The following is a 12,871-nucleotide window of genomic DNA, read 5'->3' on the forward strand; positions in this document are numbered from 1 at the left end:
CAACATTGCTCGACATCAAGATATCTCGTGACCGGGGTCGGTTCGACAGGGGTCCGGGGCGGAAAACGCGCCGCCCGTCATCTCGCGCGCGATCCAGCGGCAGATGACCTCCACCACGTACAGGTGTTCGACGCGGGTGAGTGCCCGCCCCTTGGGGATGCCGTGCCAGCGTTCCAGGCAGCTCCGGCAGCAGGTGGCGGTCGCGTGCTGGGCGACGAACACCGGGTGACCGCGGTACGGCGTCTGCCGGCCGTCCTTGTACGGCTCGGCCGGCGCCAGCCGCTTGGCGATCAGGTCGTACGCGTGCCACCGGAGCGTCGCCGGGCCCTTCAGCCCGGCGGTCGCCCGGTCCCGGCCGCGCAGGTGGAAGCGGGCCCGGAACGGCTGCCGGGCGAGGGCGTCGAGCCGCCGGTCGAGGGCGCGCGGGTCCGCGGCGCCGGGGCCGGCGGGCCGGGCGTCGTCGGACGGCTGCCCCGGCGGACCGGGGACGGGGGAGGAGGTCATGCCGTTTTCGAGCGTAATCCCCGGACGGGCCGTCCGGCGCCGGTCAGCGCCCGGTGTCCGCGAGCTGCCAGGGGCTGGGGCCCGTGCCCCGGTGCCAGGCCGCCAGATCGTCGCCGTTCACGCAGACGATGCCGCACTGGAGCGCGTACTCCAGGGCGGGTGCCGTGAAGTCGCTGGTGGTGACGACCGCGGCCACGTCGGCCTCGTGGATGGTGAAGCAGGTCCCCCCGAAGCGCTGCATGTCCTGCGAGCCGACCTTGTTGGCGTCGCCGTACTGCTTGCACTGGACGACCAGCCGCCGCCCGTCCGGGGTGAGCGCGACGACGTCCGCCCCCAGGTCGCCTGCGCCCCCCACCACCTCCACCTCGCGGCAGTCGCCGCGCGCGCACAGCTCGGCCACGGCCCGCTCGAAACCGTCGGGGTCCAGCTCGGCGTAGTCGGCCGGGGCGGGACGGGCGGCGGGCTCCGGCACCGGGTCCATGAACGGCTCGCCCGGCGCGGCGGGTTCCGGTACCGGGTCCGTGAACGGCTCGCCCGGCGCGGCGGCCCCCGGGGCGGGGACGGCCGCCCTGGGCGCTTCCCCGGCACGCAGGCTGTCGGACGCCGTCTCCGCGGCCTCCTCCAGCGCCCGGGCGGCCCGGCGCGCGTATCGCCCGGCGGAGAAGCGGCGCCACCGGGAGCGGCACACCAGCGCGGCGGACACCGCGAGGACCGCCAGCACCCCGGCCCAGAGCGGGCGGCGTTCGACCAGACCGGCGGCGGTGCGGGCGAGGAACGCCAGGACGCACAGCAGGATCGCGAGCAGGAGGAAGAACATCGCGGTGCTGCCCAGGTCGAAGCGCCGGCGGCGCTCCGCCCGTCGGACCTGGCGCACAGGTATGGTCATGCCGGCTTCCTCCCTGACGGTGACGGCGAAGGTCTCCTGGCTACGGATGCCCAAGATCGCCGCCCGCTCCCAGGAGCCGCCCGGCCGAGCCGCCCGCCGCCCGCCCGGCACGCCCGCCGTGCTAGTCGGCGACGCCCTCCCCGCCGCCGCGCTGCTGCGGGATCACCACCGAGCCCTGCTGGAGGGCCACCGTGCGGGCGGGGGGCGGGATGCGGATGCCCTCCGCGCGGTAACGGCGGTGCAGGCGCTTGATGAACTCGTGCTTGATGCGGAACTGGTCGCTGAACTCGCCCACGCCGAGGATCACCGTGAAGCCGATGCGGGAATCGCCGAAGGTGTGGAAGCGGATGGCGGGCTCGTGGTCCGGGTCGGCGCCCGCGACGTCCGCCATGACCTCCGCCACCACCTCCGCGGTCACCCGCTCCACCTGCTCCAGGTCGGAGTCGTAGCCCACGCCCACCTGCACCAGCACGGTCAGCGTCTGCTCGGGCTGGGTGAAGTTGGTCATGTTGCTCTTGGCGAGCTGGCCGTTGGGGATGACCACCAGGTTGTTGGAGAGCTGGCGGACCGTCGTCTGGCGCCAGTTGATGTCCACGACGTAGCCCTCCTCGCCGCTGCTCAGCCGGATGTAGTCGCCCGGCTGGACGGTCTTGGAGGCGAGGATGTGGATGCCCGCGAAGAGGTTGGCGAGCGTGTCCTGGAGCGCCAGGGCGACGGCCAGACCGCCCACGCCCAGGGCGGTGAGCAGCGGCGCTATGGAGACGCCGAGGGTCTGGAGGACGATCAGGAAGCCGATCGCGAGCACCAGGACGCGGGTGATGTTGACGAAGATGGTCGCCGAACCCGCCACCCCCGAACGGGAGTGGGTGACCGAACGGACCAGGCCGGCGATCACCCGGGCCGCGGAGAACGTCACCACGGCGATCAGCCAGACCTGAAGCACCTGGTTGATGTGGTGCTGGACGGTTCTCGTCAGCGGCAGCACGGCCGTGGCCACCGCCGCGCCGCCCGCGATCGCCGCCCAGGGCACGACCGAGCGGAGCGCGTCCACGATGACGTCGTCGCCGCTCCAGCGGGTGCGCTTGGCGTGCTTGGCGAGCCAGCGCAGCAGGGTCCGTGACATGAAGGCCAGCACCAGGCCCGCCGCCAGGGCGATGCCGGCGAGGACGAGGTCGTCCAGGGTCAGCCCGCGGTTCACCGGTCACCTCCGGGGCGCGCGGCGGCTGCGGGCGGCCGGTTGTGGAGTTGCGTCACGTTGTCACCTGCTCGATGTCCGGGATGTGCGAACGCGCCGGCCCCGGAACTCCGGTGACCGGCGCGTTCGTTCATCCTGCCGCATGGGGAACACCGGTCCGCACCCGGACCGGCCCGCCCCGGACGGCGGGCTCAGACGATGCCCTCGGCGAGATCCGCCTGGTCACGGTCGCTGCCGTAGGCGCCGGTGGAGGGCGTGCCGTACGACCGGCGGGCGACGTACCACCAGACGCTGGCGAGGAGCAGCACCACGGCGAGCGCCACCACCGCGTAGTTCATCGACTCGACCGTGACCGGCGACACTTGGGGCAGGCAGAACAGGACGGTCACGCACGCCACCCACACCACCGCGATCCAGCCGACCGGCCGGCTCCAGCGGCCCAGGTGCCACGGGCCCGCCTGGAAGCGGTCGCCCGCGCGCAGCCGCAGGAACACGGGGATGGCGTAGGCCGGGGTGATGCCGATGACGTTGATGGCGGTCACCGCCTGGTACGCCGTCGCCGAGTACAGCGAGGGCAGGGCGAGGACGCAGGCGACGGCGACGGACAGCCAGACGGCGGCGACCGGGGTCTGGGTGCGGGCGCTCACCTTGCGCCACAGGTGCGAGCCGGGCAGCGCCCCGTCCCGGCTGAACGCGAACACCATCCGGCTGGCCGCGGCGACCTCGGCGTTGCCGCAGAACAGCTGGGCGGCGATGACCACTAGGAGCAGCGCCGCGGCGCCGTCGGTGCCGAGGCCGTCGAGCATGATCTGGGCGGGCGGCACCCCGGTGGCCGTGGCGCGCGTGCCGTCGTAGTCCTGGATGGCGAAGGTGAGGCCGGCCAGCAGGACGAAACCCGCGAGCCAGGACACCCAGATGGCGCGGACGATGCCGCGGGAGGCGGCCACCGAGGCGTGCGCGGTCTCCTCCGACAGGTGGGCGGAGGCGTCGTAGCCGGAGAAGGTGTACTGGGCGAGCAGCAGGCCGATCGCCGCCACGTAGACCGGGTTCTCCCAGCCGGTCCCGTTGACGAACTCCGTGAACACGAAGGACGGCGACTGGTGGTGGTCCGGGACGATCACCAGGGCGCCGACGATGAGCGCGACGCCCGCCAGGTGCCACCACACGCTGACCGAGTTGAGCAGGCTGACCAGGCGGACCCCGAACAGGTTCAGCACCGCGTGCAGCAGCAGGATGGCGCAGAAGATCAGCATGGTCCGGCCGGGCGTCGGCTCGATGCCCCACTGAAGGTTGGCGAACGCTCCGGCGAACAGGGCGGCGCCGTAGTCGATGCCGGCGATCGCGCCGAGCAGGCCGAGCAGGTTCAGCCAGCCCGTGTACCAGCCCCAGCGCCGGCCGCCGAGCCGGTCGGCCATGTAGTACAGGGCGCCCGAGGTCGGATAGGCGCTGGTGACCTCGGCGAGCGCGAGACCGACGCACAGCACGAACAGGCCGACGCCCGCCCAGCCCCACAGCATCACGGCGGGACCGCCGGTGTTCAGGCCGAAGCCGTACAGGGTCATGCAGCCGGACAGGATCGAGATCACCGAGAAGCTGATCGCGAAGTTGCCGAAGCCGCCCATGCGGCGGGCCAGCACCGGCCGGTAGCCGAGTTCGCGCAGGCGCTGCTCCTCGTCCTGCTGCGGCAGCCCGGGCAGGGGCGAGGGATCGGGGGTGGGGGACACGCGGAGACCTCCGGGGATCAGCAGTCGTCGATCGGGGACCTTCGGGTGGAGCCGGGGGACGTACGGGCGGTGCGGAGGAACCTTCGGGGGTGGTGCGGTGGAACCGTCAGCGGTGGTGGGGTGGAAGCTTCGGCGGTGGTGCGGTGGCGCGGTGCGCCGTTCGGGAGCGGTGCGGCGGGGCGTCCGAGGCGGGAGGGGTCCTTCCGGGTGTCCGGCTGTCCGGGCGCCCGGCCGTCCCGGCGTGCGGGCGGTGTCCGGTGCGTTCAGCGGCCCGGGCCGTCCGCCGAGGCCCGGCAGCGGTCCCTGGCCTGCGTGAACACCTCCACGGCACGCTCCCGGTCCGGGGTGCGGTACCTCCACGGCGGCGGGGTGAAGTACGGGCCGATCGCGTCGAACACCCGGGCGGCCTCCGCGAACCGGAGGGAGCCCCACAGGGCGTGGGCCAGGTGGTTGAGGTCCGGCAGCGCGCGCTCGGCGGGCCGGGCCGGCTCGAACCAGGAGTGCAGCGCGTGCCGCGCCTCGCGGGCCGCCTCCTCCGCCACCCAGTGCAGGTCCAGCGCCGCGTCGTGCCCGCTGTCCCGGCGGTAGCGCTCGACGCGGACGTACAGCGGCAGCAGGTGCAGCGCGGAGCCGGGCGGGGCCTGGCCCACGGCCCACTGCGCGTACCCGGCGGCCTCCGCCAGCCGGCCCGAACCGCCGCGCACGTACAGGAACTGGAGCATCCGGTGGTGGGCCTCGCGGTTGTACGGGTCACGCCGGCCGGCCTCCGCCAGCAGCCCCCAGGGACCCGGCGGCAGCATCGGCTCCGGCGGGTCGGCCCGGTGCTCCTCCCAGCGCTGCTCCGGATCGAGCTGGGCCAGCGCCAGCAGACAGACCCAGGGCACCGGGTCGCGCGGGGCGAGGGCGGACGCCGACTGGGCGGCGTCCCACGCCTCGATCCACAGTTCGTGGGTACGGCGGTGCCCCTCGCGCCGGGCCCGCAGCGCGCGCTCCACGCCGACCCGGGCACGCATCACCGCCGCGTGGACGCTGCCCGGCTCCTCGCTGAGCCAGGCCCGCACCACGTCGGTGCCGGCCGCCGCCGTGGCCAGGACCTGGGTGCGCTGGGTCCACTGCCACCACCGCGTGGTCTCCGCCAGCAGGGTGCGCATGGCCATCCAGCGTCCGGTGCGCAGGTCCTGGAGCGCGGTGCGCAGCGCGTGGTCGGGGCCGGCGGGGTCGTAGGAGGGACGGGCTCCGTCTCTGGCCATCAGCCGCCGGCCCCTCGCCACGGGGGCACGGGCGAGGCGGCGGGGTGACGTTGCAACAGCCCTCCCCTGGGCGTGGTGGAGCGGTACTCGGGTGGTCGGCGGTCACTATAGAGGCGGAGGGTGCGACCTTCCATTGTTGCCAAGTCAACTACCAGACAAGGCGAGTTGGCGGTGCGGGCGGACCTTGACTCACGGCCGGTGCGACGGCAGGCTGGCGCGGTGATCTCCCACGCCACCGCGCGGAGCGCGCGATGACGGGACCGGTGCTCGCCGTCGACCAGGGCACGTCCGGTACCAAGGCCCTCGTGGTCTGCCCGGAACGCGGGGTCCTCGGCAGCGGATTCGCCGAGGTACGGCCCCGGTACCTGCCCGGCGGCCTGGTCGAGGCGGACCCGGCGGACCTGTACGGCTCGGTGGTCGAGGCGGGCCGGCGCGCGCTCGCCGAGGCCGGCGAGGACGTCGTCGCGCTCGGCCTCGCCAACCAGGGGGAGACCGTCCTCGCCTGGGACCCCGCCACCAGCCGCCCGCTCACCGACGCCCTGGTCTGGCAGGACCGGCGGGCCGAGACCGTGTGCGCCGGACTCGGCGAGCACGCCGAGGAGCTGCGGCAGCTGACCGGGCTGCCCCTCGACCCGTACTTCGCCGCGCCCAAGATGGCCTGGATCCGCCGCCACCGCACCCGCGAAGGCGTCGTCACCACCTCCGACGCCTGGCTCGTCCACCGGCTCACCGGCGCCTTCGCCACTGACGCCGCCACCGCCGGCCGCACCCAGCTGCTGGACCTGGACAGTACCGCCTGGTCGCCGCGCGCCCTGGACCTCTACGGCCTGGCCGGCGAACCCCTGCCCGAGGTCACCGACAACGCCCGGCCGGTGGGCACGACCACCGCCTTCGGTCCCGAGATCCCGCTCACCGGACTGATCGTCGACCAGCAGGCCGCCCTCCTCGCCCAGCGCGTCACCGCGCCCGGCACCGCCAAGTGCACCTACGGCACGGGCGCGTTCCTGCTCGCGCACACCGGCGACCGGCCCCGGCGCGGCGACTCCGGCCTGGTCGCGTGCGTGGCGTGGCGGCTCGCCGGAGACACCGGCTACTGCCTGGACGGGCAGGTCTACACGGCCGCCTCCGCCGTGCGCTGGCTCACCGGCCTCGGCGTCATCTCCTCCGCGGCCGACCTCGACCCGGTGGGCGGGTCCGTCCCCGACAGCGGCGGGGTCACCTTCGTCCCGGCGCTCGCCGGCCTCGCCGCCCCGTGGTGGCGCGGCGACCTGCGGGGCTCCCTCACCGGGCTCGGCCTCGACACCGGACCCGGGCACCTGGTGCGCGCCCTGTGCGAGGGCATCGCCGCCCAGGTCGCCGAACTCGCCGAGGCCGCCGCCGGCGACCTCGGCGCGCCCCTGGACACGCTGCGCGTCGACGGCGGCCTCACCCGCTCCGCGCTGCTCATGCAGACCCAGGCCGACCTGCTGCAACGCCCGGTCGAGGTGTCCGCACTGCCCGACGCCACCGCGCTCGGGGCCGCCGCCCTCGCCGCCCACGGCGCGCACCCCGGGACGGGCGTCGAGGCAGCCCTGCCCGACTGGGCGCCCGCCGCCGTGTACGAGCCCCGCGTCCCGGCCGACGAGGCCGCCGAACGCCGGGCCGCCTTCCGCACCGCCGTCGCCGCCCTCCTCGGCTCATGACCGTCACCGTGTCCGGTCCGCTGCCGTCGGCGCCGTACGACGTGGCGATCGTCGGCGCCGGCGTGGTCGGCTGCGCCATCGCCCGGGAACTCGCCCGCCACCCCCGCCTGCGCATCGCCCTCGTCGAGGCCCAGGACGACGTCGGCCAGGGCACCTCCAAGGCCAACACCGCGATCCTGCACACCGGTTTCGACGCCACCCCCGGCACCCTGGAGGCCCGGCTGGTCCGCGAGGGGTACCGGCGGCTCGGCGCCTACGCCGCCGAGACCGGCATCCCCGTCGAGCGGGTCGGCGCCCTGCTGGTCGCCTGGGACGAGGAGCAGCTCGCCGCGCTGCCCCGGCTGGCCGAGAAGGCCCGGCGCAACGCCTGCCACGACACCGCCCTGCTGGGCCCCGGGGAGCTGTACGCCCGCGAGCCGCACCTCGGCCCCGGCGCGCTCGGCGCCCTGCACGTCCCCGGCGAGAGCATCGTCTGCCCCTGGACGACGACCCTGGCCTACGCCACCCAGGCGGTCCGCTCCGGAGCCGACCTGCACCTGAACACCACGGTGCGCGGGCTGAGCCGGACGGACGGACACCGGCTGACCACCAGCCGGGGCACCCTGCGCGCCCGCCGCCTGGTCAACGCGGCCGGACTGCACGCCGACACCCTGGACCGCGCGCTCGGCCACGAGGAGTTCACCGTCACCCCGCGCCGCGGCCAGCTCATCGTCCACGACAAGTTCGCCCGCGCCCTCGTCCGGCACATCCTGCTGCCCGTGCCCACCGCCCTCGGCAAGGGCGTCCTGGTCGCCCCCACCGTCTACGGCAACGTCCTGCTCGGCCCCACCGCCGAGGACCTGCGCGACCGGCGCGCCACCGGCTCCACCGCCGAGGGACTGGCCGCGCTGCGGGAGCAGGGCCGGCGCATCCTGCCCGCCCTGCTCGACGAGGAGGTCACCGCGGTCTACGCCGGGCTGCGCGCGGCCACCGGGCACGAGGACTACCGCATCACCGCGCACCCCGGGCAGGCGTACGTCACCGTCGGCGGCATCCGCTCCACCGGCCTGACCGCGTCCCTGGCCATCGCCGTCCACGTCACCGGGCTGCTGGTGGAGACCGGCCTCGACCCCGGCCCGGTGCGGGAACCGGAACCGGTGACGATGCCCAACCTCGGCGAGGCGTTCCCCCGCCCCTACCAGCGGGCCGACCTCATCGCCGCCGACCCCGCGTACGGCGCCCTCGTCTGCCACTGCGAGCGCGTCTCCCGCGGGGAGATCCGCGACGCCCTCGCCAGTACGATCCCGCCCCGCTCCCTGGACGGCCTGCGCCGCCGTACCCGCGCCCGGGCCGGCCGCTGCCAGGGCTTCTCCTGCGGGGCGGCGGTACGCGAGCTGTTCGAGCGCGGCGCGGGGGACACACCGTGACGCGGCCGAGGCAGGTCGACGTCCTCGTGGTCGGGGCCGGTCCCGCCGGGCTGGCCGCCGCCGCGCGGCTGGCCGCCGCCGGTGCCGGGCGGGTGGAGGTGCTGGAGCGCGAGACGCGGCCAGGCGGAGTGCCCCGGCACTGCGCCCACGGCGGCTTCGGCACCCTCACGCGCCCGCTCACCGGCCCCGGTTACGCCCGCCTGCTCACCGGGGCCGCCGAGCGGTCCGGCGCCACACTGCGCACCGGGGTGACGGCCCTGGACTGGGCCCCGAAGGGGCCGGTGCTCACCACCGTCGGCCCCGGCGGACCGGAGACGATCGCGGCGCGGGCGGTCGTGCTCGCCACCGGCGCCCGGGAACGCCCGCGCCCCGCCCGGCTGGTGCCCGGCACCCGCCCCGCCGGGGTCTACACCACCGGTGAACTCCAGCAGGCCGTCCACCTGTTCGGGCAGCACATCGGCACCCGTGTGGTCGTGGCCGGCGCAGCGGACGTCTCCTACGCGGCGGCCGGCACCGTCCGCGCGGCCGGCGCCCGGGTCGTCGCCCTGGTCACGGAGCACCCCCGCGCCCAGACCGGCCGTGCCCGCGCGCAGGCGGCCCGGCTGCGCCACGGCGTCCCGCTGCTGACCGGGACCACGGTCACCGAACTCCTCGGCCAGGGACGGCTGTCCGGTGTCCGCGTCCGCCACCGGGACGGCCGTACGGCCGTACTGCCCTGCGACGCCGTGGTGTTCACCGGCGACTTCGTCCCCGACCACGAACTGGCCCGGCGCGGCGGCGTCGTCCTGGACGCCGGCACCCGCGGCCCCTCCACCGATGGCCTCGGACACACCTCGCGCCCCGGTGTCTTCGCCGCCGGCAACCTCCTGCACGCCGTGGAACCGGCCGGCACCGCGGCCCGCGAGGGCGCCCGCGCGGCCGGCGCGGTCCTGGACTTCCTGGCGGGCGCGCCCTGGCCGGAGCCGGGGGTGCCCGTCGTCGTGTCGGCGCCGCTGCGCTGGATCGCGCCGAACCGCGTCACGCCGGCCGCCCCGCCCGCCGGACACGTCCTGCGCACCGGCATCCCGCTGCCCCGGCCCGTCCTCCACGTCCACCAGGACGGGCGCCTGCTGCACCGCGAGCGGCTCGGCCCCGGCACCGCCCTGCCGGACCGCACCCTGTCCCTCGGCGCCCGCTGGCACGACCGCGTCGACCCGGAGGGCGGCCCGGTTCGGATCAGTACCGCCTGAGCGCGGTTCACTCCTCGCCGAAGGAGCCGTGGCGTCCGGCGCCCGCGGTGAACCGGGCGGCGCCTTCGGTGCCTTCGGCCAGTGCCGTCGTGCCGTGGCGGAGTTCGCCGCGCAGTGCCGTTTCCGTGTCCAGTCCCTCCTGGTCCAGGACCGAGGCCCGGTCGGCGCGCAGGCAGGTTTGGGGGAACCGGGCGATCAGCGCGGCGAGCGCCTCCGCCTCGGCGCGGGCGGCACCGGACGGCACGACCCGGTCGGCGAGCCCCATCGCGTGCGCCTCGCGGGCCGGCACCGGGCGACCGGTCAGGATCATGTCCAGCGCGCGGCCGGTGCCGATCAGCCGGGGCAGCCGGACCGTGCCGCCGTCGACCAGCGGCACGCCCCAGCGGCGGCAGAACACCCCGAACACCGCGTCCTCCTCGGCGACCCGCAGATCGCACCAGAGGGCGAGTTCCAGACCGCCCGCGACCGCGTGCCCGGCCACCGCCGCGATCACCGGCTTGGACAGCCGCATCCGGGTCGGCCCCATCGGCCCGTCGCCGTCCTCCGCCACCCGGTTGCCGCGCTCCGTGCCGATCGCCTTCAGGTCCGCGCCCGCGCAGAAGGTGCCCCCCTCGCCCCACAGCACCGCCACCCGGGCACCGTCGTCCGCCTCGAACGCCCGGAAGGCGGCGGCGAGCGCGGCGGCCGTCGGCCCGTCCACCGCGTTGCGCGCCCGGGGCCGGGACAGCACGACCGTGGTGACGTACTCGTTGCGTTCCACGCGGACCGGCACGGCGGGCGCTCCTTCTCGGCGGGCGGCTCGAAGCGCCCACTGTGCCTCAGACGACCTTCAGGCGCACCAGTGCCCCGAGCGTCGGCGCGCCCGGCACCAGCGGTATCCGGACGGTGATGATCCGGTAGGCGAGCACCACGACGGACGGTGGTCATCGCGGCCTTCGGTCGGAGGGACGCCGGTACGGGTGAAATACCGCGGACATTGACCTCAACGAAGCTTGAGGTTCTACGTTTCTCTCCATGAGCATGGAGACCACCGCCTGGACGCAGCTGCACAGCGTGATGACCGCGCAGTCCGAGCGTCGCCCGTTCGCCCGCGCCACGCTGCGCCGCATCGCCGCCTTCGCCCGCCCGCACCGCGCCGGCATCGCCCGGTTCGTGCTGATCGGGGTGGTGACCGCGCTGCTCGCGGTCGCCACCCCGGTGCTCGCCGGACGCGTCGTCGACGCGATCGTGGCGGGGCGCGACTCCGCCACGGTGGTCCGGCTCTCCCTGGCCATCGCGGTCGTGGCGCTCGCGGAGGCGGGGCTCGGCATCCTCGGGCGGCGCCTGTCGGCGACGCTCGGGGAGGGACTCATCCTCGACCTCCGGACGGCTGTGTTCGATCATGTGCAGCGCATGCCGGTCGCGTTCTTCACCCGTACCCGTACGGGCGCGCTGGTCAGCCGTCTCAACAACGACGTGATCGGCGCCCAGCGGGCCTTCGCCAACACCCTCTCCGGTGTCGTCAGCAACCTCGTCACGCTGGTGCTCACGCTCGCCGTGATGCTCACCCTGTCCTGGCAGATCACCCTGCTCGCGCTGGTGCTGCTGCCGGTGTTCGTGCTGCCCGCCCGCCGCATGGGCGGCCGGATGGCCCGGATGCAGCGGGAGGCGGCGGCGCTGAACGCGGCCATGGGCACCCGGATGACCGAGCGGTTCTCCGCCCCCGGCGCCACCCTGGTCAAGCTGTTCGGGCGCCCGGAGGAGGAGTCGGCGGAGTTCGCGGCCCGCGCCGCCCGGGTCCGGGACATCGGCGTGCGCACGGCCACCGCCCAGTCCGTGTTCATCACCTCCCTCACCCTGGTCTCCGCCCTCGCCCTGGCCCTCGTCTACGGCCTGGGCGGCTGGTTCGCGCTGCGCGGCACCCTGGAGCCCGGCGCGGTGGTCTCGCTGGCCCTGCTGCTGACCCGCCTGTACGCCCCGCTGACCGCGCTCGCCGGGGCCCGGGTCGAGGTGATGAGCGCGCTCGTCAGCTTCGAGCGGGTCTTCGAGGTGCTGGACCTCAAACCGCTCATCGAGGAGAAGCCGGACGCCCGCGAGGTCCCCGAGGGCCCGGTCGCCGTCGAGTTCGACGCCGTCCGCTTCGCCTACCCCGCCGCCGACCAGGTCTCGCTCGCCTCCCTGGAGGAGGTCGCGGCGCTCGACACCCGAGGCGGCTCCGAGGTGCTGCACGGCGTCTCCTTCCGCGCCGAACCCGGCCAGACCGTCGCCCTGGTCGGCTCCTCCGGCGCCGGCAAGTCGACCATCGCGCAGCTGCTGCCGCGCCTGTACGACGTCGACGCGGGCGCGGTCCGCATCGGCGGGACCGACGTCCGGGACCTGACCGCCGCGTCCCTGCGGGCCACCCTCGGCATGGTCACCCAGGACGGCCACCTCTTCCACGACACGGTCCGCGCCAACCTGCTGCTCGCCCGTCCCGACGCCTCGGACGAGGAACTGTGGGACGCCCTCGGCCGGGCCCGGCTCACCGACGTCGTGCGCTCCCTGCCCGACGGTCTGGACACGGTCGTGGGCGAGCGCGGCTACCGGCTCTCCGGCGGTGAACGCCAGCGCATGACCATCGCCCGGCTGCTGCTGGCCCGCCAGCGGGTGGTGATCCTGGACGAGGCCACCGCCCACCTGGACAACACCTCCGAGGCGGCCGTCCAGGAGGCGCTCACCGAGGCGCTCCAGGGCCGCACCGCCGTCGTCATCGCCCACCGCCTGTCCACGGTCCGGGCCGCCGACCAGATCCTGGTCGTGGAGGCCGGCCGGATCGTGGAGCGCGGCACCCACGAGGAGCTGCTGGCGAAGGACGGCCGCTACGCCGAGCTGCACCGGACCCAGTTCGCCCGGCGGGCGGGGGAGGTCCCCGACCCGCTGGAGGCGAGCGCCTGAGGCCACCGCCCGCCGGGACCGCCGGGAGGGCTCGGGCGGTCCCGGCGCCCCCGGCGGGCGGCCGGGGGCACCCCACCCCGGG

General features: G+C 75.4%; 10 protein-coding genes and 1 pseudogene. 4 read left to right on the top strand and 7 right to left on the bottom strand.

Annotated features, from left to right (window positions below; genetic code table 11):
* Nucleotides 1–15: 15 nt before the first annotated feature.
* The 5 genes from IF37_RS0118175 to IF37_RS0118195 form a co-directional block, all read right to left on the bottom strand.
* Complete coding sequence (locus tag IF37_RS0118175) at nucleotides 16–504, bottom strand: DUF4186 domain-containing protein (RefSeq protein ID WP_079165790.1); 489 nt, start codon at nucleotides 502–504, stop codon at nucleotides 16–18.
* A gap of 43 nt (nucleotides 505–547) precedes the next feature.
* On the bottom strand, nucleotides 548–1,390 hold the full coding sequence (locus tag IF37_RS0118180) for a restriction endonuclease (protein WP_030743439.1): 843 nt from the start codon (nucleotides 1,388–1,390) through the stop codon (nucleotides 548–550).
* Nucleotides 1,391–1,511: 121 nt separating this feature from the next.
* Entirely contained in the window at nucleotides 1,512–2,588 is a 1,077-nt protein-coding gene (locus IF37_RS0118185) for a mechanosensitive ion channel family protein (RefSeq protein WP_030743445.1), read from the bottom strand.
* 188 nt (nucleotides 2,589–2,776) lie between these two features.
* Nucleotides 2,777–4,309, bottom strand: coding sequence for an amino acid permease (locus IF37_RS0118190; protein WP_052845235.1), 1,533 nt, complete (start codon nucleotides 4,307–4,309; stop codon nucleotides 2,777–2,779).
* 263 nt (nucleotides 4,310–4,572) lie between these two features.
* Entirely contained in the window at nucleotides 4,573–5,559 is a 987-nt protein-coding gene (locus tag IF37_RS0118195) for a hypothetical protein (RefSeq protein ID WP_030743451.1), read from the bottom strand.
* A 251-nt stretch (nucleotides 5,560–5,810) separates the two neighbouring features.
* On the opposite strand from IF37_RS0118195, the gene IF37_RS0118200 reads away from it, so the two are divergent.
* From IF37_RS0118200 to IF37_RS0118210, 3 genes are read left to right on the top strand one after another with little or no spacing between them, the layout of a single operon-like run.
* Nucleotides 5,811–7,241 carry an FGGY family carbohydrate kinase gene (locus IF37_RS0118200; protein ID WP_030743454.1) on the top strand — a complete coding sequence of 477 codons (1,431 nt, stop codon included), beginning with the start codon at nucleotides 5,811–5,813 and terminating at the stop codon, nucleotides 7,239–7,241.
* On the top strand, nucleotides 7,238–8,647 hold the full coding sequence (locus tag IF37_RS0118205) for an FAD-dependent oxidoreductase (protein ID WP_030743456.1): 1,410 nt from the start codon (nucleotides 7,238–7,240) through the stop codon (nucleotides 8,645–8,647). The genes IF37_RS0118200 and IF37_RS0118205 overlap by 4 nt, the downstream gene beginning before the upstream one ends.
* Nucleotides 8,644–9,876, top strand: a complete 1,233-nt coding sequence (locus IF37_RS0118210; RefSeq protein ID WP_030743459.1) for an FAD/NAD(P)-binding oxidoreductase — start codon at nucleotides 8,644–8,646, stop codon at nucleotides 9,874–9,876. Before IF37_RS0118205 ends, IF37_RS0118210 begins: the two co-directional genes overlap by 4 nt.
* 7 nt (nucleotides 9,877–9,883) lie before the next feature.
* Here IF37_RS0118210 and IF37_RS0118215 read toward each other — a convergent pair whose 3' ends face one another.
* Both IF37_RS0118215 and IF37_RS43645 read right to left on the bottom strand, forming a co-directional pair.
* A complete protein-coding gene (locus IF37_RS0118215) occupies nucleotides 9,884–10,648 on the bottom strand; it encodes a crotonase/enoyl-CoA hydratase family protein (protein ID WP_030743461.1) in 765 nt (254 codons plus the stop codon).
* A gap of 46 nt (nucleotides 10,649–10,694) precedes the next feature.
* Nucleotides 10,695–10,793 (bottom strand): annotated as a pseudogene (locus IF37_RS43645) (TIGR00374 family protein); the annotation flags it as partial.
* A gap of 97 nt (nucleotides 10,794–10,890) precedes the next feature.
* Here IF37_RS43645 and IF37_RS0118225 point away from each other — a divergent pair.
* On the top strand, nucleotides 10,891–12,789 hold the full coding sequence (locus IF37_RS0118225) for an ABC transporter ATP-binding protein (RefSeq protein ID WP_037856713.1): 1,899 nt from the start codon (nucleotides 10,891–10,893) through the stop codon (nucleotides 12,787–12,789).
* Nucleotides 12,790–12,871 lie beyond the last annotated feature (82 nt).

Origin of the sequence: Streptomyces sp. NRRL S-31 (genome assembly GCF_000718775.1) — a bacterium.
Classification (GTDB): Bacteria; Actinomycetota; Actinomycetes; order Streptomycetales; family Streptomycetaceae; genus Streptomyces.